Below are 26,993 nucleotides of genomic sequence, written 5' to 3' on the forward strand. Positions count from 1 at the left end.
GGTAACGATTTAAGGTTAAATTAATTTATTATAATTCGATTAAAAAAAGAGGTTATTGATCAATTATTGACTTAACAGCTTCAGGTTTGCCTATAGTCTTGAAGTCAAACTTTAAAACAGGGGACTGCTCGCCTGAAAAATCGCTTGTAATCACAACTTCATTTTTACCCTCATCCCAATGCGGCATACTCCCTATTTTTATCTCTTTAAGCTTGTTCCAAGTTGCATCACATAAATAAAGTACCTGGCCATCACACATCAGCTTGTCACCTGCTTTAATTGATTCATCTATTTCAATCACTTGAAACTTATTTATTTCTAGCTTTAAATTGGTTATTGTTGCCGTTTTATTTCCTTCAATTGTATTCGCTTCGATATAGAATTGAACAGGTTGAGCACCGAATGAATTTTCTATATTAAAATGACTTGCAACAGGTTCGCCAGTCTGTACTTCTCTAAATTTGTGTTCATTTCCCATTGATAAACGAACAGGATAAAGCTCCCAACTAGAATCTGTCAATTTCTTCAAGTGAAACTCCTTTTTAGGATCTTTAAACATCTCAATCTGGGCAGTGCTAAATGCCCGACTATTTCTAGCCTTCTGCCATTCTCGGATAGCTTCAAAAAAATGATTTTTAAAACCGCTTTTTTCAATACTTTCGTCAATTCGCAAGAGGTAACCTGCATCAAATGCAGCACTTCGAGCCTGTATCCATTCGATTTCTTCTGGACGATAGCTTGGATCAATTTTAAACCAACCGAGCATGCCGGGCATATAATTCCGTTGAAAATAACGCTGATTTTCAATACGATAATTGATCTGACTTTCTCTTAACCCACTATACCATGGTTCTCCCCAGTTCATAAAAGAATAGATATGCCAAAAATAATGTGCCGTATTTGAGCCGCAAACCAAACGATCACGATCCAACGTCTTATACCATTCGGATATAAATTTATTCTCACCGTAAGTACCATGCCCCGTCGCCTCAAGACCTTCAAATCCATCAAAATCCATCAGATCTATACCGGTCTCATTACATACTTCAGCTAATCTTTTGGCATACTTCTGTTGCAGATATATATCAGGTAAAAATCCATTATAGCTATTATTTGGTAATTTATCGACCTTATCCCCCACCTTATGTTTTGCCTTAACCGTTTTAAACTGACCTCTAACCAAACCTTCTAACCGCCATGGTTCTTCTTTCGAAACAGACTTGTATGCCATCAACTCATCCCCAATTTTAATGGTATGTGTTGTCCCCATATTGTTAAACCATAAAGGATCTTTTATAAATAGCTCCCGGTCATCTTCACCTAGATCCTTTAGTAAAATAGAACTACCTGTTTTTGCCAAACTATCATTAGGAACTGGAGAAACATATGCATCGTTTACCCCAGTAAAAGTAGTCAGGGTATGTATACCAATCGATATACCTGCATCTTTAGCTTTTGCAGTAAACTTTTTAATATCACCAGCTCCATTTGGAAAACGTTTAGTCCGTAATCCGAAATGTCCCCAACTTTCAAAAATATCGCCAATATGTACTAATCTGAAATTAGCCTGTTTAGCGTAATTTAAACAGTGGTCCATATTACTCCCTTCATACAACATATAAGCTTCCGAAGGTCTTCTTGATCTTTTAGTCCAAACACCATCAATCATAGGGTGCGGTAGGCCCTCACCCAATTCGATTGCTTCAATCACATTCAATACCTCAGGCTCAGGACAACCAAAAAGTGCAATAGCACTACCCAAAAAATCGGAATCGATTGCAGGAACATACTGAATAGATGCATCCGCACCAATGATTCTAGGTATATTTCTATTTCTAGAAAACAGACGGAGTTCACTACCATGTGGCTTCTTTACAGCCATACTACCTCTATACATCCGTACATATTCCGGTAAATCACCATCCTTATTGACATCAATAGAAACCCTTTTGCCTATTTGATCTCTTAAAGATTCAGGCAGTTGTTGTCCTGGTAAAGGGTCAATAAACATGCCTCCACCAGCATTATCTCCACTTTCAGGAATCCCTTCTATGGTATTGATATTCAATGCTTGTATACCCAAAGCAAATTCCTTATCTCTCACCACTCCCACTGTTTCACCTACTATTTGGTTTATAGTTGTTTGATATGGCCCCCACACTATAGCTTCAATATCTTTACTAGAACTTAAAGAAAGTAACTCCAATCGGAGGTATCTTCCTTTATTGATTATTTTAACAATTGCAATATTCTTGGATGGATAGTATAGACTTATTGTCTGGGCAGTTTTATTATAGACTGCTTTTTCAGGATGGATATAAGTTGATTTCTTGTAAAGACTTAATATAGGGGAAGATTGTCCATTAGAAAAATACTCCTTTTCTTTAGATTTATCAAACAAACTCTTAATACTTCCTTTATCATCAATAGTAATTTTCAAATAGTCGCTCTCAATATGAAACTTGATGTCTACTCGAAAAGAGGAAAGTATAAATAGGCCACATAGTAGGGACAATTTAATCCATATTTTATAGTTTTTCATTGGTTTATAATACTTTGTAAGTAAACTTGGTTATTTATCCGATCATAACAGTTGGTCTGTTATGTCCTGATCATAGATGGTTAATAAAAAAACAATAATCGTTTACGAGAAACAACATTGCTTATTTATACTGTAAAGATTAAAATATGTTGCCTGAGCAGCTACGCTTATTTTGACTTTTATCAATGTTTTTTTGCACAAAACATCGGATGTACAACTAATTTTATAGTATTGTAATGACACAAAATTCACTTCATAATAGATTGTAAAATTTTAATCAAAATTTCATATCCATGAAAATTTATCCAAAGAAACACTTTAAGTAGTAGGCGAGAATAATGATAAACTAGACTTTGGTTATATAATCTTTGAGATTGACCGTCATAACTTTCAAAGCTTTTGTAATGTGATATTCCACACCTTTCACGGTAATACCCAACTCCTCTGCTATTTTCTTACCGCACAGATGCTGATGTCGGCTTAGTACAAATACTTCTCTGGTTTTTTTTGGTAAACACTCTAAAGTCTTCGCAGCTATTTCTTTGATTTCTTTCGAAAAAAGAACCTCTTCATCTCTTTTATCTAAAGTATTCATATGCTGTTGCAACTGCTTTCCATTCCATTCATCAATAGATTCGACAAATCTTTTCAGAACTTTTTGATGTTTGAGATAATCAAGAGCCTTGTTTTTTACAACTCTAAAAAGAAAACTCTTAGGAGATTGAACAATTTCAACATTCATTCGCTCCCACAACACAATCAGCGCTTCGGAAGCAATGTCTTCCGCTACTTCATTGATATGAACAAGAGATCGTGCAAATAAAAATGATCTTTGATGATATTCCTTAAACAACTCATTAAAATTTTGTTTTACCTGTACCTGCTCCATCATTCAATTCCGAAATAAAGAATAGACAGTTTACTTTGCGTATCGTATTTTTTATTAGGTTATAACAACATCGTTGTTTTCGCAGTAATATATCTTCTATTCGTACATGGTAAAGATTCGCAATTCATATAAATACAACCACGCTTAATTTGACCTATATCTATGTTTTCTTTGCAAATAGTACTATTATTCGAGAACTAAACTTTAACTAGGATATTGTCAGCTATTCTTAAATAGGTTCTAGAAACAAAATGTATGATTGAACTGCAAAAAATATTATAATAGGAATATAAATAATCCATGTAAATACCAATAAACACAAAGGGCTCCAATGCAATGGAGCCCTTTGTGTTTCACAATAAATTAAAATTACAATTGAACAATCAGCGGTTTATCGGCCGTCACCTTCATCTTTTTCAACTTGTTCTTATAACGAATGGATACCTGCTTCGTCTCGGTCGCATGTACCGTCGCTGAAGTCAGTACTCCATTTTCCCACTTCATATCCACAACCAGTCCGTTACGTGCCCGCAATCCTTTCATTTCACCTGTTGTCCAAGTCGGTGGCAATGCTGGTAAAAGATGAATCTCCTGATTATGGCTTTGAATTAGCATCTCTGCTATACCTGCAGTTCCGCCAAAGTTACCATCAATCTGAAATGGTGGATGCGTATTAAACAAATTATCCAAAGTTGTTTTAGCGAGGAGCTCCTGCACATTTTTCCCAGCCTCATCACCATCCAGCAAACGTGCGTAAAAATTGATCATCCAAGCTCGACTCCATCCTGTATAGCTTCCCATACGGTTGCCTTCATTCTCATTATAAAAACGACGACGGGCTATCGTTCTGCGTGCAGCTTCAAAAATTTCAGGGTTATTTGCATTAATTGATTTCCCTGGATACAAACCAAAAAGATGCGAAATATGTCGGTGCCCCGGTTCAACCTCTTCATAATCCTCTATCCATTCCTGAATCGTGTTATAGCGTGGACTAATTTTAACCGGAGGTAGTTTTTTCATTGCATTTTTCAAGCGATCAGAAAAATCAGATTTTTGACCTAAAATTGTTTCTGCTTCCACACATGCATGGAATAATTCATTGATGATCTGTACATCCATGGTTGCACCATACGTTAACATAAACTGCTTTCCATCAGCCATGCGATATTGATTTTCAGGAGAATTCGAAGGAGCTGTAACCAAATTTCCATTTTTATCTTCGACAAGATAATCCAACATAAACTGCGCGGATTCCTGCATCGACGGATAAGCCTCTTTTCTCAAATATTCTTTATCCTTTGTAAACAGATAATGATCCCATTGATGCAGTACCAGCCATGAAGCTGCAATAGGAAAAGTACCCCATCCAACACCATCCGTTATCGCGGTACGTCCGAATAAATCCGTGAGGTGGTTCATTGTCCATCCCGAAGCATTGTATGTTTTCCGGGCGGTGACACGACCGGGTTCACGTAAAGCCGAAATAAAGTTTGAAAAAGGCACGACCGTTTCAGAAAGATTACACACCTCTGCTGGCCAATAATTCATCTGGATATTGATATTGGTATGAAAATCAGAACTCCATGGCGCATTCATATCCTTATTCCAGATACCTTGCAGATTAGCAGGAAGTACACCTGGCGCACGGGATGACCCCATCAATAGATAGCGTCCATATTGAAAATATAGACTAATCAGAGACAAATCCAGTTGACCGTCTTTCACCATTTTTAGACGCTCATTGGTGGGCAACAGAGAGGGGGTACCCATATTAAAAACCACACGGTCAAATAATTTACGATGATCCATTACATGATGTTTCTCAGCCTCGTCAAAGGGTAAATTTTTAACCTTATCGATGATTTCCTGACAACGTAAAAATGGATCGATCGTACGGTCATAATTTAATATCGAGAAATTATAGTCGGTCGCAGCGGTAAAATAGAACAACACCTCATCGGCATCTTTCACAAAAAACGAATTGGCTGTCGCCACTAGGCTACCTCCTTTGTTTACGCCTCGCATCAAACCTGCAAACTTCATATGTAGACCTGGTTCACTCGCATCTTTCTGTGGCAGATCTGCAATCTGTCCCTGTATGCGCAGTTCCTTTTCACTCTGTGGCATCGCAGTAGCATCCTGCTCCCTACCGTACGATAAACGAAAAGTAAGCTTACCTGGTTTATCTGCCGTCAAGCGGATGACGATCACATTGTCAGGAGCCGATACAAAAACTTCTCTTTTATACTGTACCCCATTCAACTGATATTGGACAGCGGCAATACCACTTTGAATATCCAATTCACGTCTATAATCTGTAATCTGTTCAGGTTTATATCGTTCGTTCGCAAAATCAATCTGTAATTCTCCAAAAGATTGGTAAGAGCGTATTCTTAACGGATCACTTTTTAGGTATTTTTCGGATAGCGCAGCAGCTTTTTCAATTTCACCAGCGATCAATAACGCTTGTATTTCTGGCAATTTTGCAGCAGCATCTGCATTTGCATCTTGTTTGGTACCTGCCCATAAACTTTCCTCATTAAGCTGTATCGTCTCTTTATTATAATCTCCAAATACCATAGCACCCAAACGGCCGTTCCCGACCGGCAATGCTTCATTCCAGTTTTTAGCAGGTTCTTTATACCATAAAACATGATCCTGATGTTGCGCCCTTACATCCACAACAATCATAAAGAAAAGCAAGAAGGATAGCCATACTTTCACTGAAGTAAAATATGGGATTAACTTAGTTGAAAACATATAATTTATTTAAAAGATCATATAGCACAAACACCTCTAAAATATCCTGTCGATTCGGCCAGACCTGCCAAAGGATCCTCCATATCTTTTTCATGTTCCAAGCTACACTTACCACTATAGTTCACCTTACGCAATGCTTTTATAAACAAAGGAATGTTAATGACTCCACGACCAAGCTCACAGGTAGTCCCTTCTGCAGTTGCTGAAGTGACATTTTTGAGATGTATATCAAATATTCTTTTGTGATATTGTTGTAAATCTTTGATCGCGTCCTGTCCATCCCGCGTATCATGTCCCATATCAAAACACATCCCCAGGTTAGCATCTAAATCTTTGATCAGATCGTAGATCAAAGTCGCATTGGGATATAATTTATCTTCAGGACCATGATTATGAATCGCAAAACGGATACCTGTTTCCTTTGTCTTATTGGATAGATAGGTCAAATCTTCTTTATTCGGAATACCGATGATTAAATTAACTCCTACACGTTTAGCATAATCGAAAGCATCGTCGATTGCTTTTATCGAATTGGTGTAAATCGGACCTACAGCATACCCCGTAACACCAGATTGCTTTAGCTTTTCATGAAAATTACTAATTTCGGTTGCTGTACTCTTAAAAGGAAGATGAAAATCTTTGATGCATAGGTGTTTAATATCCATCCGCTTCATCATACTTAAAGACTCATCTAACTTAAAATTGACAAAACTATAACCTGCAACTCCCAAATGGAACCCATCTTCATTTCCTTTTTTTACTAAAGTAGTTGCTTGTGCCTCCAATTGAAATGTACTGGCTAAGGCTAATCCAGATATTCCCAAAAATCCCTTTTGGAGAAATTCTCTTCTTGCGTTCATAATAATCTCGGTATTACTCGAATGGTTTAATTGATAGTGGTCATACCTGCTGTCGACCTAGCTCTAAAGATATTAATTTAACACTAAATAACCGATAAATCACAATAATTTTACGCTCCAAAAAGGTATAATAGCGTTTCAACGCTTCATACAACAATTGCCTAACATTTGTTTATTTAACTTAATTTCAGTATCTTACATAAATGTGATTAAAAACTGAGATTACGCTACGTCCTCGTTCATTGATAACGACATCTCTCCTTCTATCTTTCTGGCTTTAGGCAGATCGTCTGCACTTAGCGATTCCTGCTCTTCGTAGTGAGCGGCATCAACTATTTTTTCATTTTTATATTCAGTATGAAACAAAACATTATGGTCAGCTATCCGAAGAAGACCTCTACTCCGGTCCATGTTCATTATAGCATTACGCAACAAGGAAATTTTAAAACCATCACCTGTGCCGTACCCAGTATCGAGGAGATTCCAACCTGGCTGGAACTACGCAAATTTGAACTTGTTGCAATGAAATATAACGGTAATTTTGAACTTCTATTTGAACATAGGAAGTATGAAAAAAATATGGATACTGTACTCTTTATGGACAAAGTATTTGAAAGCATCATCGCTGTTTCAAATTAATTTCCGACAGGACTATTACCTTTCGTCTTATATCCTAAAATAAAGTTTTTAAAAGATTTCATCCAAAGATTGGATGAAATCTTTTTTTACGATTATACTCTAAACAAACATGCCTACCATTTCAAAATGGCAGGCATGTAAGATATAAAGAGCAGTTCGAAATGATTGTAAAAAAGTGCTAGTATGTTCTAAATTCACTCACAATTTCTTGACTGGTCAATTTTTTATTATAAACCTTTAGCTCATCTAAAATAGCATTTTTTAAGCTGATCTCGGACAGCGGAAAAACTAAGGTCTGCACTTTCTTATATTTGATTTCTTTACCATTATTCTTATCCTTATAAGGCATCACCACATCAAAAGGTTTCATATCCTTGATCAATTTACCGTTCACATACAATTGTGTACCGATATGATCACCTGTGATGCTTACCTGACTCCACTCATTTATAGGTAAAGTATAATCAAAATAGTATTGATAACCGTCACGAGCATATCCAAGACCTTTACCATCACTGAAAACTTTTGCATTTTTCGATACAAACAGATCACCAACTAAATTTGTTTCAGGTTTGATCCAGAAAGACACCGTATACTGCTCACCAATTTCAGTAATAGGTAAAATCAATTTACTTGTTTCACCCGTAAACTTAAGACCATTATCTTTTATACCTTTTTCAAATTGAGTACCCGTGGTGCTAGCTTCTTTCCATTCGTTATCCATTTGATTGCGCGTTTGCGAATCAAAATTCAGGTGAACAATCACAGGATCAAGAGCCGCATAATGACCTCTCATATTTAGACCTGGAGCTTCAATGACTGATTTTTTCTTTTGATTGAAAGTAAATAAACTTGTATGTTGATCTGCTGCTCCCCACATTTTCTCAGCAAGTACCTGTATGGCCGGGAACACACGGTTATGCACATCTTTTTCCGATATCCCATTTCCTGCGATATCATTCCAAACGGCAAACATACCACCATCAACGATCGGATCACCTTTTTCAAAGGTGATATCACCAATCATTCTCGGCTCCCAATTATTATACAGGTGGTCGGTATTGAGGTAGTCGTAATAATAACCCGCAGCCGGTACGATATATAACCAACCATCAGGTGTACTGATCTGTTGGTAACCCAATTTTTTCATCGCGATAGGATCGGCATAACCATTGTACCACATGTTTAATCGTACATCCTTAACCCGAACAGGTGTTGTTCCTTGAGCATGTGTCAAAGCACCCCAGGCACGTACTTTCTTACCATTATCCTGCACCACTTTGATCACGTAATCGGTAAATTTTCTAAATTTCTCAGATTCACTTTTTGCATATTCATCCGTTCCGATATGTACCTCTTCTCCGATAAACACCGGATTAGGGCCTTTTGTATATTCATCAAAAATATTTTTGACCACCTCATAACTTTTTGGATTATCCAGATCAAGATGATCCATTCCAAACTTACGGCTCCCTACTTCAGGAATAGCATGGCTAATTGCCAATGAATGGGCAGGCACATCGATTTCCGGAATAATAGTCACCCCATAACGAAGCGCCTTTTTCTGTAAGGCAATAAATTCAGCTTTGGTATAGTGTCCATCTTTAGAGGCAAGATTTGGATAGCGTTCATTTTCTAACCGAAAACCTGCATAGGTTTTATCCCAATCGTAGTTAAAATATTTATCGAAGGCGTTATCCGTAAGGTGGATATGGAAATTTGACATCTTGTAATAAGACATCATCTCCACATAATCATTTAAGAAATCGATCGTAAAAAATTTACGTCCCACATCCAGCATAAATCCCCGCACCTCGTATGTAGGATAATCACGAGAGAAACCTTTCGATATGCTCAGTTGTTTTTTATTTTGAGCAAGCAATTGAAGTAATGTTCTCGTTCCGAAAACCTTACCGTTATAATTTGGAGCCTGAATACTGAAGACATCATCAATTTTTAGCGAATACCCTTCATTTCCCAGAGCCTTATCACCTTTAGATCCAATAAAAATATCACCCGCTTTTGGTTCTCCAGTTCGCACAGGCAGATCCAGTCCGATCAACTTTTTGATATCCTCTTTTAAAAGCTGTGCAACTTTTGACGACTCTTCATTTTGTTGTTCCAGCACGATCGCTGACTCAGGACGCAATTGGAATACGCCATCCACACCATACCACTCGCGCAAGGAAGGAATTACGAAAGGTTGTTCCCCCACTCCTTTATCACCATATACACCTTTGATGACAATATCTTTCATCGGAATTTCACCAAAAGCCCGATCCGATTTACGTACGATCTTATAGAGTACATTAACTTTTTTATCGATCAGAGGTTGCGATATATGACCATTTAGGTCAATCACCACTTTATTATCCGACCCGATCAGAGAGACTTCATATCCTTTTATCTGTGGGACAACCAGCTTGTTATTCTTCAGAGTCGGTTGAGAAAAGAGGGGACTTAATTTTGTAACAGCAAGGCTATCGAGCTGTTCCTGTGCAAAAAGACCTCCAGCAATAAGCTGGAATGCCAATATTGCATAGATTTTTTTCAATTTCATAATGATCTTATGTTCTTTAGATTTGATGTTGCTAAAGTGCAAAAATTTATTTAAAAGAGGGTGAATTTCCCTTATTTTAAGTATTTAAAACGCGATAAGTAAAAAGCCCCTCACTTGACGTGAGAGGCTTAATAATCCCTTCCCTGTTATTTACTTACCATTAACGGTCCAACCGTAATCAATATAGTCCCATTTGAATTTATCACCGTTCACATCCACTTTTAGGTAACCTTCTTGTGTACCATGAAATGGGCCACCCCACCAGCTCGCACAGATAGCACCTGCAGTGATAAACTGTACACCTTTTACTTTGATTTCCTCATAAAGGTGCTGATGTCCCTGCAAAACCAACTTCAGGTTATGATTACCAAAAAGATCAAAAATAGCTTTCTGATTACTAAAGGTATCTGCATCTGTATACTTTCCTTCCAATACTGGATAGTACAGCGACAAGAACGGAACGTGTGCTACTACAACGATCGGCTGGTTTTTCGGAGTACTTGCCAGCACTTGCTCTAACCAAGCTTTTTGTTCGTCATCGACACAATATTTACCATTACAAATTTGAGCCGAATTGAGCACGATAAAGCGCCATCCTTTATGCTCAAAACTATAGTAGCTTTTACCGAATACAGATTCAAACAATCCTGCACCATCCTTACCATCGTAGTGCCAATAACGATCGTGGTTACCAATAGCGTAGTAATACTTCATTTTAGAAGCATCGATCTGATCCTTGTATTTCTGGAACATACTCTTCGCTTTCGGTAACTGATCTGCTTTGTAAGCGTCGACATCAACATTATCACCACCCGATAGAACAAAATCTACTTTTTTAGACTTTGCGTGTTCCAAAGCTTTCCCTAAAGCGTCAAAACTTTTGGTTTCTTCACTCGTATTCAAGTGCAGATCTGTAAAAAATGCAAAGGAAAACTTTTCCTGCGCTTGTGCTAAAAAACTAACGACGATTACACCGATCGTTAAAAAAACTGATTTCATGTTATGAATTATTATGTTTTTGAACTTAAAAGAGCTTCACAGTCTGTCTACGTGTATCGTTAGACAGGGGCCAAAGCACATCATGAGCAGCAGGATAATCCTTCGCAACCACCTTACGTTCTAAAAGTACATGACTTTCAAACCCATCGACACGATTATACGTAATCTCGATCTCCTGACCTTTGTACCGCATCAAATCGAAACTGTTCATTCTCCAATCTTTAGCCTTCGGGAGTATCATACCTGCTTTTGCATATCCGGCAAAGGCATTCAACTTTGCTTTTTCCGATTTCGATGGAGCCTGAACTTCTCCATTGATGCGTACCTGTACATCGTGCGGCCAGCCAATAACTAACAATTCGGCTCTGTCTTTGATAGCTACAGGTACCTGCAATTTCGTCGTAACCTGGTCCACTCCTTTTTCGGTTTTAAACACCAGCTTTGAAACGACAGGTTTCATCGACGGAACTGCTCCCTCTCTAAATTCCAAAGCCATCGTTGAATAACCCGGAACCTCAATCTCCATCACCTTACCTGATGTAAAGGTTTTCGCATATTGATCATGATAAGGGTAAACCACCTGCGCATGATATCCCATGTTTTTAGCTAGTGAAAAACCTACCGTCTCATTAAAAGGGATGCGAATTGTCTGCGTTTCAGCTGCGGGATTTCTGACAGTCAGAACACCTTGTTTGCCCTCCCAGCCTATATAACCGTACACGGCTCCTTCATCAGGACGACCACCTACATAAAATGTTTTATTGAGTTCATTACGATGTTTCTTAGCCCAGTTATCTACCAGACACAAGACCTTCCATTCGTCATCTGTCATCGAAGCAGCCGAGATATACCACTCCTTCAAGAGGGTACCGCGTCCATAATGCATCAAGGCATAGTCCATCCAATCCTGCAATGTTTCATTTTCCGAAGCATCGCCCGTTTTCACGATACCATGTGTCATAATTCTGGAAATCGGCACCAAGGGACGGTCGCCAGCGTTTCCCCACATGCGCGCAAAATAAGCATCGCGGTCGGTAGATTTCATTGCCCATTTGGACAATTCAGGCCAATTTGCGTTCATTCCATCATCACCAGCCAGCAACCATAAGTAATCGGAGTAAACCAACCAGTAAGGCGAAAACCAGACCCAGTTGGTAAGATTCTGTATAATATCAGGCTTAACTGCACGAGTTGCCAGTAAAACGTCGATCTGTGCATCCAGATTAGCCTCATGTCCATGCCTGTCTGTCCCAGGATGGTTGTTACCGGTACTCTTATCCGACAGGTCATTGAAATCATGTTTATAATAAACCAAATCCAGTTCTTTCGCAATTGCAGGGATCTTTTTCATGACCTCATTTTTATACTTATCGGCACTCAAGCTGTAATAGCGACCATACTGTGAAAAATATTCATTACGCACCGCTTCTGCATAACCTGCTGCTTTCCCCCAATCAATATTGTTGGTATAACCCGATATGGATAGCCACAAACCGAAATCTACACCCTCTTTTTTCAATTTATTGCGCAATAATTTAACATCGGCCATACCATTCGGAAAGTAGCGGGGCGAAGGCTCCCAGATCGATTTTCTGTCCTGCCATCCATCATCGGCCACCATAGCGTCCATTTTCACGCCATAGGGTTCAATTGCTTTTTTAAAGCTTTTATACACGTTGAGCAGTCCGTCACCGCTCAGGTCTTTCGCGGCAGCGTCAAACCAGTTATTATAATGTAAAAATGAACGGGGTGCCTTCCACATCGTCGATAGATAGTCCATAAAAGATTGCTGGATAGAAAGATCTTCTTTAACAACCCCAGTAGCTGCTATTTTACTGTCTATGGTAAAGCCACCCGTCATATTTTGTTTCGCAAAACCCGGAAAATGCATCAGGCGCATGGCACCATTTTTTGTCTCCGGTTCGATATCCCGGCCTTCCAGATCGATGAAACTGTAATTACCAACTTTTTCAAAATTACGCGCATCTGCTTTAGGTAAATTACCATCGGTATGTCTACTGTGCCCCGCAGGATATTCAAGACCAAAAAACCACGCATTATCAATAAACACAGGCTCTCCGCGTCCACCTCCGTTAGCATTCTTCTGCATATACATACGCTCTACCTCCAGACGGTCTACCGTTACTTTTCGGGCATACGATAATTGCATTTTTTTTCTAGAAAAACGTTCGTCGGCCACCACAAAATAAGTGATCTTCAATTCTTGGGGAATCTCTAAAATTTGCTTAAACTCATCCTTCGGACGATAACTGATCTCAACAAAACAGGTATCTCCTTTGTTGAATTCTTTAGGTTTATTTACGGCTATAAACGCATCAATGCTATAGCCTTTAGTAGTTTCCATTGGTAGAATATGGATTTCATCACTCGTTACTTTCAATTTTCTTTTGTGATCCATATCCGTAAAAGAAGTTGTTCTCCATACCTGCCCGTCATAGGTCAATGTGCGCTGTATTTTATCATTCTTCAGGACCACCTGCTGTGCGAAGCTATTACTACCGAGCAACAATAACCCACATACAAATGGTAACCTCAGGAAGGCATCTTTTTTCAGTATATTCATATTATTCGTTATCTAGATTTTGGTATTTCTTCTTTCAGATACAGCTAAACAAACAGCATATTTCAAATAAAAGAGAATACCACAAATAAAAGACGACTCCACAAGACTTAACCCTAGTCAATCTCAAAAAATTATTCAACAACAAGTTCTTTAATTTCAAAATCAGTCAAAAGAATAAGCCCTTTCATATAATACAAAAGAGCTTATTGCAAAAAACTATTCCCTTTTTCGGATCCTACCAAGCAATCGACTTGTCACAAAGCTAACAACGGTTCCTAATGCGGCCATTAGCATGGTTTGGAGCACATCACCGAATGAAACAGAAGCCCAGATGGAACAAAGTGTCCCACCCAAAGCACCAAAGCGGATATCATTCAATTTCATCAGGCACCTCCTTTTCTTTATGTGACACGATCTGCTCTGGTGGCGGTGACTCATCCTCTTCATTTTTATCTTTATCATCCAGTACCGTCTCCACTACACCAAGTCCAAGTGCTATATACCTGATGATGTTTAAAGCTTTTCCCGGCAATTTAATCGGTGCCAGCAGTACAACTTGGAGTGCGCGACCTATCTTTTGAATTATTTTTTTCATTTGTATAAAAGTTAAAAGGTTAGTAAATAATTAGAAGGTTATGCAGTTAGAAGGTTAGTAAGAAAGTTATAAGTTGAGAGCGTTAGTAGGTTAAATAGTATTCCCCGTCCCCCCATTAATTGTTACTCCGTCACTACTCTACTCATTACGTTACTCCTTTACTAGTCACTTCTTTACTAGTTACTTCTTTACTAGTTATTTCTTTACTAGTTACTATGTTACTTCGATAAACACTTCCCCTAATACCATTAATTCCAACAGCAAGGCATACAATTTCTTATACGCCGTAACTGACTGCACCAATCGATAATCCCCTTTTTCGAACACATAACCCGTTCCTACGAGCAGACAACCAGCCGTTTCCTTATGCGTATTACCGATATGGAGATAGACGTAGCTGAAACCTGGAATAGCCTTGATTTCGATCATACCTTTGTGCAGTTTCGGAAAAAGGTCGTAATAGTTACCGTTCATCCCTCCATCACGGTTGAAACCAAGCTTATATCTTCCAGCGGGAATACAGGTACTGCCAGGTATTTTCTTTTCACGGGGGATGTCCTCCAAACCATAGCAGATCAACTGATTATTCAGGTAAATTTCCGACAGGGTACTGTTCTTTCCCTGCTGGATACGGATCACTTTTAAATGCATAACCATCAGATTAATATTTCCCCAGATACTCACTTCTTGAGACTTTCCGTTTGTCCCGGTCATGCAGCATCAAGTAAAGATGCACCTGTTTTCCCTTCAAAACAGAAGGAAGCTCAAGCATCATGCACGCATCCTTTCGGATTACCTGCTGTTCATTAATCGCCGCATTGCCCGCTTCAACATCATAAGCACATAACACCAACTCATCATCCCAGTTACTGTGATCCGGAAAAAAACGACCCGGTAAATGCCACTTCAACGTAATAAAATCACCTCCCCTTTCCACTTTGTCGAGCAGTACCTGGGCCAAAGTTCCTTCACTTATTTTTGCTTTAGCAGGATCGATCGTAATATCCGGATATTCTCCCGTGAGCGCATTGCATAGATGATGGGACATGGCTCTGCCAAGAGCAGTTTTTCCTTTTTTACGGGTTGCAAATCCAATCTGGATCAAAAGATTGAGCGGATTGAGGAAATACCGAACCACTTTAAAGCCAAGCTGGATGGATTTGATTTTATTAGGTTCGGGCTTCGTTTCTTTTTTATTTGATATTACTAACATATCGACACATTTTGAAGATCAGAACCAGGAGAAACTTACGCTTCTCCTGATCTGATGAATGAATAAAACTGATTACAATAAATCTATCTCTCCCAGATAGGTGCTACCGGAAACCTTTGTACCTTTACGGTCTGCAAAAAAGATCCATACATGACCTTTCGCACCCAGCAGATGGTCCGGTATGGAGATATCAATAGCGCTATCTGCACGCAAAGGTGGTGTCGGCGCCGTCATAAATTCATTCGCTGTCGGCTGGTACATCAGGATGATGACCTGATCATCGGCCTTGGACTGGTATAAAGTACTGAGCGTCGCGTCCCAGGTTACAGACAGCAGACCCAAAGAAGCCGAGGCACCTGTCGTACCACCACCGATAAATGAACCCGCGCTGATCTTGATCTTGCTATAGTCCAGCTCAAAATTTGGATAGGTTCCGATCACTGCCTGATCGATATTCTGTTTGAGTGCAACATTGGTCGGCGTCATCCTGTCGGAATTCACCAGACCGAATCCCAGACGTAGAATCGGTGCTATCGGCATTAAGAATTTTGTCATTGCATAAAAGCGTGCCTGCACGATCAACTGTTCCTCCGAAGCTGCTTTTGTCCGCTTTCTGGACAGCCCTTTTATGTAGTCGATACCCTTCCAACTGCTGCCTATTATTGAGCCGGTCTTACCGCTAAAACCCCCATTTGCGCCCTGTCTAATTGTTCCCATTTTTCTAATTTTTAAAAGATTTGACCATACGTAAAAGCCTGATGCATACCGGTATATTTCGCTTTACGATGACAAACATAGCATCTGGACATAGGGTTTGTCAAGAGGCTAAGTGAGATTGTCGGTGTTTGTCGGCGTACCGGTATGATATTGTCGGCGTTATGTCGGTGTATCCCATGAGCAGGTTCCGGTCATACGCATCTTCAAAGCAAAAAAACTCAGATCTATTACTAAAAATAAGTACCTCTTACCAAACATTAGGCTACCTGCTGGTAACCTGCTTTTAACAAAAGCTACAACTGCGTCGTATGTGCACCGTCCCTGCGCCGTCCCTGCATCGGGGAAAGGACGGTGCAACAGCTTTGCAAGTACTTTGCAACAACGATAGAACTTAAAAGCGGGTTAAAATAAGGTCCGAACAAGGTTAAAAGAAGGTCCGAATAAGATCATGGCAGATGTGTAGGCCTATAGCCCCGATATGCGATATAAAGCTGTACCACATCCTGCTTTGAAAACCTATTCTTTTTCATATTTTTAGCGATCGGACTGATCAGACCCTCCTTTACCTTGCGTTCAAAAGTGCGTTTTGAAATAGCAATAAACGCGGCAGCCTCTCGGGTATCCATCGTGCCGATGAGTCCGGCATATTCATCATTTTGTTGATCTTCCAGCAGCAGCAATACACGGTCAATTTTAGTATGCAGCAATGCTATTGCCGCATCTGGATGAGTAGGAATATTGTAAGAAAATCTTGTACCAACGCATGTTGCATTTGTTGCATAGCTGTTGTAGGACTCCTGCCACGCAGGAGTATTTTCATAAAAAAGCATAAGTAGGTTCGATAAGGGCGACCTACCGCCGAGATCCATAACCGTGCAACGCAGTAAACCTGCGCTGACCGGTCCGATCGATCTGGTTTATAATTGGTTAATTTTCAATTTATGTCAACGGAACAAAAGCGTTCCAACCTTCGTAACTAAGATCAAATCGCGATTTCAAAAACTCCTCTATATATTTATTCTTTACCTTACTTCCTTGTGCACATATTTTTAGCACTTCATTTTGGGTCAGATTTTCTCTTAAAGCCTGTAAGGTCTGGCTTTGTATCTTGATATATCCACCTGTTCTATAGTCCATAAAACACACATGCATCATATTGATATAATGCGCCTTATTGACTTTAACCAACCATTTTAGAAAACCTTTATTTTTCAGGGTACCAATAATTTTAGGACAGTCAATCCGCATTCCATCGGTCAATATGACAACAGCATGATTAGAATGCGACTCTATAGCAAAAATATGGAACAGTATGACACTTTTGAGATCGTTAAAAGATGGCTCAAGCCTAGTTGGGCTTTTAGCATATAAGCAGGCATAAAGATTCTCGAGCAGGATATTATCCAGACCATCACGCTCATTTTCAGCCTCTTCTAGTACCTCCTTAAATAACTGTTTTAAAGGTATTGTATGGAGCAGTTGCTCATCTGCAGTACTGGGAACTTGATGATCAGCAGCAAATTCCGACAGCGCATCTTTAAATAGTCCTTTTACCTGGGTATCATGCCATCTATTTTCCAGTACGGATATTATCTTATCCTCCACAACTTGCGATAGCTTTTCTACAGTATTGTCAATTTGGATATCAGGATGCATCGGTTCACGACTAGCAAGGACACCGGCACCATCAACTCTTTCTTCTATGATTACCTGAATGGGAAGTTCATGCGGAAAATACATGATCAGCAAGTTACGTTCCGGATTTGCATCCAGCCAGACCGTAAAAGATATCATGATGACCAAGTATAACAGAAACCGAGATTTCGCATGCTCCCACAAGATTGCATACATCTGTTCACCATCATACCAGATATACTTAAATACGATCAAAATGCATAGCCCTAATCCAATTGGCAGGATATAAAACAAGACTCTAGCGGTTCCATTCTTCCATACAATCTTAAAATCATTTTCTTGAATGGTACCTTTCCGTTGAATCAGAATACCTACTGCCGTTATAAAAACAATCACTAATGCAGTGAGCAGAAAAAGAGATCCAAATTTAAAAGAAAAAACCGGTAAGGCAGTCCAGGTATAATTATAGGTAATCTTATTGTACAGCAAAGGTAAACAGACAAGAATCAGATAATAAAAATAATATGACCTGAAGTGTCGATATAAGACATTAATATTTAAAATATGCTTATCAAATAGGTTAATCATCATAACAGGAAAAACATTGCCTAATTAGGTCAACATGCAAGTTAATAAAATTTCATTATTAAACAAAGTCGTCTGTAAGTATAAAATATAGGTCAGAACCTTTTATTTAAATAAATTTCAAGCTCATTTTAGAACTTAAAGGACTTTTTTAGGGTACTTTAATCTCAAATGTCCACTTTAATGGCACGTTTAACTCTCCCTTAGCCTATAAGTAGCTAAGAGTTCTTTTCGCAAAAAGATATATTTCCCAAATTTGAAATTCAACAATTATAACAAACAATGAATATTTTAATCTTTAATCAAGCAGGAGTCAACTATCTGCAAGCGCACATCCTTGGACTTTCAATGACACTATTGCTGATTGAAATGAACGAAATCCGAACTGATTTTGATAGTTGGCTTTACAAATGGTTCAACCTTACGGTAAGTCAGCTATCACAGCTCCAAAATATGGATCCCGCGTTTAAACAAGAATTAGCAAATGCCATCGCCAACAACTATGCTGCGGGCCTAACCGTCAATTTTATTAAAGAAGATAAAGACGAGGCAGAAGTGCCAGACAAAAAAAATATGGTTGTTCATGGATTGGACGAGTGGCAAGATCCCGTAGGGAGTCATTCGACAAATATGCTTATTCTTCCACTCATGATCCGTATACAATACAGCTAAACTGAGCTAGATAAATATCACTTTGCTTGGGGCGGAACCGAGATCCCCGCCCCTCAAGCAATTCCAAAACTCCTTTATAAATTTTAATACGCAATTAACCATTACAAAATAATAAACATTGTGAAAGTAGCCGACAGTTCACAGCATTCCATTTAGACGCCAATAGTATGAATTATGGAAAGAATGAAAAATTTCTTCAGTAAATACCATGAAATGAGTACCGCATCACAAGCATTCCTCAAAGAACATGGCAAGCTCAGTTTTTATAAAAAAGGAAATTATTACAAGATAGCCGGTATTCCGATGTCGACTTGGTGTTTTATTATTGATGGTGTCGTCGCCAAAGAAGTTCTCGAGGCCGATACGACCGTTCGCATAGAACGCATCAGCGGGAAGAACGAATATTTTACGGGGACCAATCATCCCTATAGCGATACCGCAACAGCAGTAGCCATCAAATTTTTGCAACCCACGATTTTATATGAGATCAGCAATACCGATTTCAAGCATGCACTTGTTCAACATCCTGAACTGAGTGTGATCTTCCATATCCTCAAGCAACATAAGGTCAACAGATTGCAGGATATTGTTCATATTCTCAACCTTCCTCCTGCACATCGCGTACACGAGCTATACCTCAAAATGCCTCATATCATGCCTTTGCTCACGATCAAGGAGCGTCGTTCCTTTTTAAATATTTCTTGTAACCGGGATTACTAGATCGCTTTACGATACCATATTAAACAAACGTAAATCTTGTAGCAATGCAACAACATCAAGATGTATATTGGTTATAACTTTAATTTAATTAGCTGAAGATAATTGTATGTGCTTCACAAGGGATAACACCTTAAACAATAAAATTTAAATAGGTAGCTATGCTACAAGACAACGAAGATTATAGACACTAATTTTACTTTAAGAAACATAACGCAAATAATAATCTTGAAAATATAGTTTTACGATTTAAATAAAAAAGAAACATGAAACAAGTTCACAAAGGTATCCAACAATACCGACGCAAATTTACGGTCTTCCCCGCTTAGCGGTACAGACATAAAAAAACAACCAAAAAAGCCGCGTTTAGATGGCATACCGTTTGGTATTCCGCAGCAATTTTAACGTGCAAAAATTATGATAACAATCAATGCGTACTAGGTATACACATTGAAATAATACAAAAAATTTCACTTTATTTATACTTGTCAATTATGGCACTATTTAATTATACGGGCTCAGACCCATCGCAACCGAGTTCTTATACTTTAGCTTCAGGTACACCAAGCTGTCCTGGCGCAACAGAACAGATGTGTACTTTAGAAGCCGCTAATAATGGTAGCGGACAACCTGTGATCACCGATGCATTGAAAAATGAAATGATTAATTCATTACAAAATCAGGTCAATGGCACGCATGTGAAGTTGAAGGAAAGAATATAAATATTGATTTAACATCTGTATTTCCTTAACGCAGAATAGGGTATGAATTTCCATACCCTATTTTGTTTTATATTACTCCACCTCTTCAATTACCAGAACCTCCTGCTCGCCCATTCCAATTTCTGCTACGATACCATAGTTGGCAAGCTGTTCGTTCAACTCATCCAACTTGCTATATTCTCCAAGTTTTATAGTTTCCTTACTTTTAACCATGTCCAACACTGGTGGAAATTTAGCTCCCATATCTAGCATAACCGCAAGAACTGAACTCCCTTGAAATGTCAAACCATTGAGAGGTAATTTACCAGTATATGATTTTACTGGACAAGGCCTAAGTATGAGGCATTCAATATTCTTGATCTTTTTATAGGTACGAATCCCCATTAAGCTATGTAGATCATGTAGTACGATTCTTGCCTGGGCAGAATCATTTCTTGATATAGCATCCAAGCGCTCATAAGAAATTGCATGTTGCACATACCACATAGCCCCAACATTAACAATATCCCGATAACGATTCGGATCGCCTACTTTCAAGCATAATCGCTCTGATCTGGGTATATAGTCCGATTTTTCTATCTTGGCCCAAATTGCCATAACAGTACTATAGATAGAACTATTATAAAAAGAACTTTTTTGCAAACCGGTTATGCTGTCCTGCTTTATTCTAAAGGATTCGAAAGGAACACCATTTTGATAGCCCAATAACGATACAGCCCCCTTTATTTGCATTTCATTTTGAGCTCCTCTTATAAGATTTCCTTTTCCAAAGTCATCTTTGAGGGGTAGATCAATTGTTCCATTAGCGTATAATTCCATAATATGCTCAGCAGTAATCACCTTATTACTCGCTATTGCCTGCACTTTTCCTTGATACAGGAATACGACATGAGGAACACTTTGATGAGGAAATCGCTCTTTCAAATACACATCCGAATAAATAACAGGTAAATTGACCTTATTTTCTTTGAGAAATTTATTTTTCTCAAAGAACTCCTCCAATGTCGCTTTATCCTGCCAACTAACAGTGATGATCTGCACCCTGTCCTTCAGTTTATCCTGTAGTTGCTGTAATTTAGGCATGGTCTGAATACAAGTGCCACAAAAGGTATCAAAGAAATCCAAGATCACGACCTTATCCGCTAATTTCTGTAGATCGATAACTTTTTCATTGCCGCGCATCTGTTGTACTGCGCTTGGCGCAACAAAAGTATCCCCCACTTTAAGTGCTTTACTCAAATCTATTTTTCTATCAGACTGTGCAGTGACATATAGAGCCGACATCAGTATCACGGACAGCAGTGCTATTATTCTTATATATTTCATGTTGCTTTTTTTTATGATTAGCGAATATTTTGAGGTATTTTTCCATTATTGATCACGATTTCAGGCAGTCTATAGGCATATTTTCGACTATTGGGTTCTAATTGGTAAATCACCCCATACATCTCGCGCTTCAACGTTTTCTGAAACTTCGAATCCAAGTTCAATCTTTTCAGATCAGACCAGCGACGACCGCGAAAGACCAGTTCTTTTTGTCTTTCTGTCAAGATCAGAGGTAATAATAATGTTGGATTACGTTCTGTAACGGCCATATATTTGTTCGGTTCATATCGTTTTTGACCCAAAGTATTCAATGCTGATAGAGCCTCATCAATCTTTCCGATTCGTGCAGCTGCCTCTGCCTTGATCAGATAGACTTCACTTGTAGTAAGCCCTACAAAGAGATTCGCCATCGAATTATCGTAGCTCCCTTTATAGCCATAAGAATGTAAGGGATAAATGTTATCTCGAAAGAAAATACCTTTGCGCAAATCTAACGACGAATAGCTCCGGTAAAGAGTCGAATCAACCAATCCATTATTGAGACTCATTGGCCCTGCAGTTGCCGATATTGCAGAAAAAAGCACTTCCACATTGAATCGATCAATTGGCAAATCCCTATTTTTATCAAGTTCGTTAAAGTCCATCAGTTCGGATTGCAATTGCAAGCAGGAGTCTGCATATAAATAGGCATTTTCATACTTTCCCATTACTAGATATGTCCTTGCCAAACCCGCATAGGCACTCGCACGCGAAGGTCTACCCTTTACTCCTTCTGCAATTGGCAACTTATAAGATGCCTCCTTGTAATCTGTGATGATCTGATCGTAAGTTTTCTGTAACGAAGCGCGGACAGAAGGTTCATCAATACCTGGATTCAAACGTAATGGGATACCCATTTCAGTAACAGCAGTTGCTTCTTGATATGCCGGTGCAAATACTTCTACCAATTGATGGAAAGCAAATGCCCGAAAGAAATGCGCCATCCCCAGTAGGTTCCTGGCTTTAACAGTATTCTCAGCAGTTCCACCAATATGAATGATTTCAATGATTTGATTGGCATTGTATACGGCTTTATAGGGTCTTTGCCATTGTGCGACATCGTCGTAGATGATATCCATCCAGGTGTAAGTATTGCGCTGGTCAAAATCTAACAGACCATCAAATATTTCGGATGTAACATAATATTCATCAGCAGACCATTCCCCATAAATCGGGTACCCTGTGTTCATCGCACTATAATCATTGAGCAATAGCTCGGCGTCTTCCAAACTTTTCGGAACGACCATTTTGATATCCGGCTTGACTTCTAATAAGTCATTGCAGCAACAAAATGATAACATCGCATAGATGCTACAGATATAAATGTATATTTTCATAATTTCGGAGGCTAAAGATTAAAATTAAGACCTACTGAAGACATCATCGCATCTGGTATATTGGAGCCATATTCGGTATCAATACCCAACCTATTGCCTCGCCAAATGGTACCTATATTTTGAAGGTAAGCGTATACACGACAATTTTTCAATTTAATCCTACTCGCAAAAGGCACATTCAGACTCAATTGGATATCGCGCAATTTGATCTGCCCGCCATTCTCCAACAGGGCTGATGATCGCATAAACACTTGACTACCTAAATCAGCAGGATACTTCAAAGCAGGTTCATCAGTCGTTAATTCATCGCCTGGCCTCTGCCAGCGCATAGAATAATCCTTATGCCCAATATTACTGTTTATAAATAATAGGTTATCAAATGAATTTCGTAGGAATTTATGCCCCAATTGATAGGAAATATTCCAAGAAAGCTCGAAGTCCTTATAGCGAATACTATTGCGCCAGCTCCCCGAGTACAAAGGAACTGTTGATCCATAGTTTTCAAGATCGCTTACCTTCGTAGCTAATATGGCATTATAATCTTTGGAAACCTCTCCATTAAGATAAGCACGAGCTTGCCCCGTTTCAGGATCTAAGCCTGCCCATTTATACGCCAATTGGCTATAGAGATCCATGCCTGCTATTGGTGTCCTTGCATTAGATTGTGCTGAACTGATAAAGTCTTTCCCATTCTCATTTTCAATGTAAGATTGTAACACTTTCGTGTGGCCGTAGGTAAAAACCACATTACTGTTCCATGTCCAGCTTTTGCCTTGAATAGGAATCGCATTTAAAGAAATATCCCAACCTTTCGTACGAATATTACCACTATTGATCATCAAGGTCGTAAATCCCGTACTAGGGTCTACCCGATCTGGAGCAATTAGATCTTTCGCATTTTTCACATAGTACTCGATGCTCCCCGAAAGCCTATCTCCTTTTAATGCAAAATCAAGCCCAAGATTCGTAATTGCTACTCGTTCCCATCGTAAACTAGGATTAGGTGGAGTGCTAATCATCCCATAATTTTGATTAGTGATATAATGTGCCTCACCTTCAATGGAAATAATGGGATAAGCAGACACACTGTTGTTCACATTTCCATTATAGCCATAGGTACTGCGTAATTTCAAATAATCAAATGGACTGCCTTGCAGAAATGATTCCTTAGATAGTACCCAAGCTCCACCAAGGGACCAAAAAGGCTGTCCACGATCATTACTCTTGATACCAAACAGATTGGAAGCATCTTTCCGATAAGAACCACTAAACAAATAGCGCTCTAAATAGGTATAACCCGCATTGGCGAAATACGAATAAAAATTATTTTGATAAAGTTCATAACGACTTAAATCATCAATAGTCGATGTCCCCATGATTCCATTTAATAAGGGCACCTCAACACCGTATGGTACAGATTTATAGGATCCATTTTCCGGATTAAAGCCATTGTATTGACTTGAGATTACATTTTTCTGAATTTTCCTAAATTCAATTCCTGAGAACAATGACAACTCATGTTTACTGTTCCATTTTCGACTATACTCAGCTGTTCCTCGACTATGATGTGTACGACTATCCCAATTGATAACGTTTAACAAATCACCCACAGGAAGATTCCATGTAACCTTTGCATCATCCCAGCTTGCATAACGATTAATATAATCCCGCTGTATCCTCGATCCAATGCCTCTCCACATTTCTATTTCTGTTGAAGAACGCTGATAAGCATACAATAGATTCAATTTTAAACCAAAATCAAAGTAATAATCAACCTTTATAGTCGTGAAAAACTCATTGATATTCTGAGTTTCTTTTGTATCATTCAATTCTTTCAAAGGATAATAGGACCAATCCAACAAACGTCCTCCAGCTATTGTATCCTTAAAAACAGGATTATAGCCCCCAACGTTTACCTCTAAAGGATTCCTATTTTCATCAGCTAACCGCATATAAGGATAATTTTGCATACCATTTGCTAACCTATTATAGCCAACTGGCAACAACGACTCTTGAATTTTACTTTCAGTGTACATGACACCTAAATCCAGCACCATATTTTTAATGGGCTTGAACTGGCTATTCGATTTCAAATTCAACCGATGATACGCTGAAGTGATAACATCATTTAAATTCTTATCATAACCAGCTGAAAAAAGTGTATTGACCTTCTCCCCACCAGACTGCAACTGTGCATGATATTGTTGATTGACTGCATTGCGGTACATGTATTTCAAGAAATCATCGCGCATATCCATATTTTTCATTTTACCAATCTCAGCGTTAAATTCGGATTCGGATAGATCACCATTCTTTTTCTTGAACATGAGCCATACTGCTGGTTGCGGATTTCTAAATTTATTCCTAAACCAGCTATTGTATTTACCTTGATCAAATAAATATTGTTGTGCATCGATATAATCTGATGTAGCCATTTGCGGATAATAATACAAATCTGGCTTAGCTTTGACACCAACATTAGAATTGAAACTTAGCTGGGTACGTTCGTTAAATTTCCCTCTTTTCGTCGTGATGACAATTACCCCATTACCAGATTGTGCACCCCAAATAGACGATGCTGCTGCATCTTTTAATACTGTGATACTCTCGATATCATTGGGGTTGATGTTATTAAAAGTTCCTTTTCCAAAGTCAGCATTTTTATTGTCATATGGCACTCCGTCAATAACAATTAAAGGAAACATTTCAGAACGTAAAGTACTTAACCCTCGCACATTCATATTTAAATAGTCTCCTCGACTATTACCTGTCTTATTAAAGGTCAAACCCGGCACGACATCCTCTAACCTACTCACAAAGTCTGTCGAGACTTTACGATTCAGTAACTTGTTGTCTACAAACTCAAAACTACCAGTGGCGCGCTCTTTTGGGATCTTCTGGAATCCTGTCGATACGACCTCTACCTCCTCTAGTTTATTGTCTTCAGGTATCAATTTTATGGTTAACGATACTCCTGCGGTATAACTGATCTCTTGAGTTCTGTAGCCTACATAAGTGAACTTTACCATCCCTTTTCGGTGTTCTACAGGCAGGCTGAATGTTCCGTCTTTCTTGCTGGAGGTTCTCTCCTTTTCGGCTTCGATTCTAACAGATACACCGTCCAATGGTCTGTTGTCTACAGCAGATACGATTGTACCGCGTAGTACATTATGATCAGACCCTTCCACCCCGCTGTCCTTGCGGGGTGTCTGAGCTGATAAACATAAACTATGAAATACTGCGATCATCATGATAGATGAGATCGCAATAACTTTTATGGCTTTTAATAAGCATAGTACAAGATTAAAGGCTAACAGCATAATGTATGTCAACCAATTGCTGACTACTACAGTCCATAACTGTTTATAATATTTTGTGTAGAGAGGTAGACCATGACCAATAAATAATGACTTCGTCTCTCCTTTCCTAGATTGGATATAATTTTTCAATACGTTTAATTTTCGGTCTGTTTTAAAATAAAGACCAATTGATACCCCTGAAGTCGGGACAATTCTTTCCCTTGGGAATAGCGCATAGCTCTCCCTATTGCAAGTTTTTTGCATTTTTCGTTAGTTAATTGAAGGTGAAACTGGAGCTAAAAT

The 26,993-nt window shown here is 38.8% G+C and carries 20 protein-coding genes; 4 read left to right on the forward strand and 16 right to left on the reverse strand.

The genetic code is table 11. The annotated features are described in order from the left end of the window. Positions 1–52: 52 nt before the first annotated feature. The 4 genes from FHR29_RS20015 to FHR29_RS20030 all read right to left on the reverse strand — a co-directional run bounded on the left by FHR29_RS20015 (position 53) and on the right by FHR29_RS20030 (position 7,051). The gene (locus FHR29_RS20015; RefSeq protein ID WP_183916829.1) at positions 53–2,542 is read right to left on the reverse strand and encodes a hypothetical protein; all 2,490 of its coding nucleotides are present in this window, start codon (positions 2,540–2,542) and stop codon (positions 53–55) included. Between the two features lie 346 nt (positions 2,543–2,888). Continuing rightward, positions 2,889–3,434 (reverse strand): RNA polymerase sigma-70 factor, encoded by a 546-nt coding sequence (locus FHR29_RS20020; RefSeq protein WP_168127175.1) that lies wholly within the window; start codon positions 3,432–3,434, stop codon positions 2,889–2,891. A gap of 366 nt (positions 3,435–3,800) precedes the next feature. Beyond that, positions 3,801–6,191, reverse strand: coding sequence for a glycosyl hydrolase family 95 catalytic domain-containing protein (locus FHR29_RS20025; protein WP_183916831.1), 2,391 nt, complete (start codon positions 6,189–6,191; stop codon positions 3,801–3,803). Positions 6,192–6,208: 17 nt separating this feature from the next. Then, a complete protein-coding gene (locus FHR29_RS20030) occupies positions 6,209–7,051 on the reverse strand; it encodes a sugar phosphate isomerase/epimerase (protein ID WP_183916833.1) in 843 nt (280 codons plus the stop codon). Positions 7,052–7,408: 357 nt separating this feature from the next. Here FHR29_RS20030 and FHR29_RS20035 point away from each other — a divergent pair, with 357 nt between their 5' ends. Next, positions 7,409–7,690 carry a hypothetical protein gene (locus tag FHR29_RS20035; RefSeq protein ID WP_132845133.1) on the forward strand — a complete coding sequence of 94 codons (282 nt, stop codon included), beginning with the start codon at positions 7,409–7,411 and terminating at the stop codon, positions 7,688–7,690. A 178-nt stretch (positions 7,691–7,868) separates the two neighbouring features. On the opposite strand, the gene FHR29_RS20040 is transcribed toward FHR29_RS20035, so the two are convergent. The 9 genes from FHR29_RS20040 to FHR29_RS20080 form a co-directional block, all read right to left on the reverse strand. Next, positions 7,869–10,250, reverse strand: a complete 2,382-nt coding sequence (locus FHR29_RS20040) for a family 20 glycosylhydrolase (protein ID WP_183916835.1) — start codon at positions 10,248–10,250, stop codon at positions 7,869–7,871. 150 nt (positions 10,251–10,400) lie between these two features. Further along, positions 10,401–11,249: a metallophosphoesterase gene (locus FHR29_RS20045; RefSeq protein ID WP_183916836.1), complete on the reverse strand. Its 849-nt coding sequence runs from the start codon at positions 11,247–11,249 to the stop codon at positions 10,401–10,403. A 25-nt stretch (positions 11,250–11,274) separates the two neighbouring features. Then, complete coding sequence (locus FHR29_RS20050) at positions 11,275–13,833, reverse strand: hypothetical protein (RefSeq protein ID WP_183916838.1); 2,559 nt, start codon at positions 13,831–13,833, stop codon at positions 11,275–11,277. A 370-nt stretch (positions 13,834–14,203) separates the two neighbouring features. Continuing rightward, positions 14,204–14,428 carry a hypothetical protein gene (locus FHR29_RS20055; RefSeq protein ID WP_183916840.1) on the reverse strand — a complete coding sequence of 75 codons (225 nt, stop codon included), beginning with the start codon at positions 14,426–14,428 and terminating at the stop codon, positions 14,204–14,206. 213 nt (positions 14,429–14,641) lie between these two features. Next, a complete protein-coding gene (locus FHR29_RS20060; RefSeq protein WP_260292321.1) occupies positions 14,642–15,142 on the reverse strand; it encodes a DUF5675 family protein in 501 nt (166 codons plus the stop codon). Continuing rightward, the gene (locus tag FHR29_RS20065; RefSeq protein WP_183916842.1) at positions 15,090–15,641 is read right to left on the reverse strand and encodes a DUF6266 family protein; all 552 of its coding nucleotides are present in this window, start codon (positions 15,639–15,641) and stop codon (positions 15,090–15,092) included. The genes FHR29_RS20060 and FHR29_RS20065 overlap by 53 nt, the downstream gene beginning before the upstream one ends. Positions 15,642–15,713: 72 nt before the next feature. Beyond that, positions 15,714–16,358, reverse strand: a complete 645-nt coding sequence (locus tag FHR29_RS20070; protein WP_183916844.1) for a DUF6266 family protein — start codon at positions 16,356–16,358, stop codon at positions 15,714–15,716. Between the two features lie 446 nt (positions 16,359–16,804). Further along, entirely contained in the window at positions 16,805–17,188 is a 384-nt protein-coding gene (locus FHR29_RS20075; protein WP_183916846.1) for a helix-turn-helix domain-containing protein, read from the reverse strand. Positions 17,189–17,297: 109 nt separating this feature from the next. Next, the gene (locus tag FHR29_RS20080) at positions 17,298–18,584 is read right to left on the reverse strand and encodes a hypothetical protein (protein ID WP_183916848.1); all 1,287 of its coding nucleotides are present in this window, start codon (positions 18,582–18,584) and stop codon (positions 17,298–17,300) included. A gap of 276 nt (positions 18,585–18,860) precedes the next feature. On the opposite strand from FHR29_RS20080, the gene FHR29_RS20085 reads away from it, so the two are divergent. From FHR29_RS20085 to FHR29_RS20095, 3 genes are all read left to right on the forward strand, one after another. Beyond that, a complete protein-coding gene (locus tag FHR29_RS20085; RefSeq protein WP_183916849.1) occupies positions 18,861–19,250 on the forward strand; it encodes a hypothetical protein in 390 nt (129 codons plus the stop codon). A 174-nt stretch (positions 19,251–19,424) separates the two neighbouring features. After that, the gene (locus FHR29_RS20090; RefSeq protein WP_183916851.1) at positions 19,425–19,970 is read left to right on the forward strand and encodes a Crp/Fnr family transcriptional regulator; all 546 of its coding nucleotides are present in this window, start codon (positions 19,425–19,427) and stop codon (positions 19,968–19,970) included. A 491-nt stretch (positions 19,971–20,461) separates the two neighbouring features. Next, positions 20,462–20,689, forward strand: a complete 228-nt coding sequence (locus tag FHR29_RS20095) for a hypothetical protein (protein ID WP_183916853.1) — start codon at positions 20,462–20,464, stop codon at positions 20,687–20,689. 72 nt (positions 20,690–20,761) lie between these two features. On the opposite strand, the gene FHR29_RS20100 is transcribed toward FHR29_RS20095, so the two are convergent. Genes FHR29_RS20100 through FHR29_RS20110 form a run of 3 tightly spaced genes read right to left on the reverse strand, consistent with a single transcriptional unit; the run spans position 20,762 to position 26,954 of the window. Further along, positions 20,762–22,015: a TlpA family protein disulfide reductase gene (locus tag FHR29_RS20100; RefSeq protein ID WP_183916855.1), complete on the reverse strand. Its 1,254-nt coding sequence runs from the start codon at positions 22,013–22,015 to the stop codon at positions 20,762–20,764. Positions 22,016–22,032: 17 nt separating this feature from the next. Next, a complete protein-coding gene (locus tag FHR29_RS20105; RefSeq protein ID WP_183916857.1) occupies positions 22,033–23,391 on the reverse strand; it encodes a RagB/SusD family nutrient uptake outer membrane protein in 1,359 nt (452 codons plus the stop codon). Between the two features lie 11 nt (positions 23,392–23,402). Beyond that, a complete protein-coding gene (locus FHR29_RS20110) occupies positions 23,403–26,954 on the reverse strand; it encodes a SusC/RagA family TonB-linked outer membrane protein (RefSeq protein ID WP_183916859.1) in 3,552 nt (1,183 codons plus the stop codon). Positions 26,955–26,993 lie beyond the last annotated feature (39 nt).

It is taken from the genome of Sphingobacterium sp. JUb56 (assembly GCF_014191365.1).
Taxonomy (GTDB): domain Bacteria; phylum Bacteroidota; class Bacteroidia; order Sphingobacteriales; family Sphingobacteriaceae; genus Sphingobacterium; species Sphingobacterium anhuiense.

Coding starts and splice junctions, on each gene's coding strand:
- FHR29_RS20060 (WP_260292321.1), bottom strand. CDS start 15,142: ATGACCGGGACAAACGGAAAGTCTCAAGAAGTGAGTATCTGGGGAAAT.
- FHR29_RS20015 (WP_183916829.1), bottom strand. CDS start 2,542: ATGAAAAACTATAAAATATGGATTAAATTGTCCCTACTATGTGGCCTA.
- FHR29_RS20025 (WP_183916831.1), bottom strand. CDS start 6,191: ATGTTTTCAACTAAGTTAATCCCATATTTTACTTCAGTGAAAGTATGG.
- FHR29_RS20040 (WP_183916835.1), bottom strand. CDS start 10,250: ATGAAATTGAAAAAAATCTATGCAATATTGGCATTCCAGCTTATTGCT.
- FHR29_RS20035 (WP_132845133.1), top strand. CDS start 7,409: ATGAAACAAAACATTATGGTCAGCTATCCGAAGAAGACCTCTACTCCG.
- FHR29_RS20105 (WP_183916857.1), bottom strand. CDS start 23,391: ATGAAAATATACATTTATATCTGTAGCATCTATGCGATGTTATCATTT.
- FHR29_RS20080 (WP_183916848.1), bottom strand. CDS start 18,584: ATGATGATTAACCTATTTGATAAGCATATTTTAAATATTAATGTCTTA.
- FHR29_RS20085 (WP_183916849.1), top strand. CDS start 18,861: ATGAATATTTTAATCTTTAATCAAGCAGGAGTCAACTATCTGCAAGCG.
- FHR29_RS20070 (WP_183916844.1), bottom strand. CDS start 16,358: ATGGGAACAATTAGACAGGGCGCAAATGGGGGTTTTAGCGGTAAGACC.
- FHR29_RS20065 (WP_183916842.1), bottom strand. CDS start 15,641: ATGTTAGTAATATCAAATAAAAAAGAAACGAAGCCCGAACCTAATAAA.
- FHR29_RS20090 (WP_183916851.1), top strand. CDS start 19,425: ATGGAAAGAATGAAAAATTTCTTCAGTAAATACCATGAAATGAGTACC.
- FHR29_RS20075 (WP_183916846.1), bottom strand. CDS start 17,188: ATGCTTTTTTATGAAAATACTCCTGCGTGGCAGGAGTCCTACAACAGC.
- FHR29_RS20055 (WP_183916840.1), bottom strand. CDS start 14,428: ATGAAAAAAATAATTCAAAAGATAGGTCGCGCACTCCAAGTTGTACTG.
- FHR29_RS20020 (WP_168127175.1), bottom strand. CDS start 3,434: ATGATGGAGCAGGTACAGGTAAAACAAAATTTTAATGAGTTGTTTAAG.
- FHR29_RS20095 (WP_183916853.1), top strand. CDS start 20,462: ATGGCACTATTTAATTATACGGGCTCAGACCCATCGCAACCGAGTTCT.
- FHR29_RS20100 (WP_183916855.1), bottom strand. CDS start 22,015: ATGAAATATATAAGAATAATAGCACTGCTGTCCGTGATACTGATGTCG.
- FHR29_RS20110 (WP_183916859.1), bottom strand. CDS start 26,954: ATGCAAAAAACTTGCAATAGGGAGAGCTATGCGCTATTCCCAAGGGAA.
- FHR29_RS20050 (WP_183916838.1), bottom strand. CDS start 13,833: ATGAATATACTGAAAAAAGATGCCTTCCTGAGGTTACCATTTGTATGT.
- FHR29_RS20030 (WP_183916833.1), bottom strand. CDS start 7,051: ATGAACGCAAGAAGAGAATTTCTCCAAAAGGGATTTTTGGGAATATCT.
- FHR29_RS20045 (WP_183916836.1), bottom strand. CDS start 11,249: ATGAAATCAGTTTTTTTAACGATCGGTGTAATCGTCGTTAGTTTTTTA.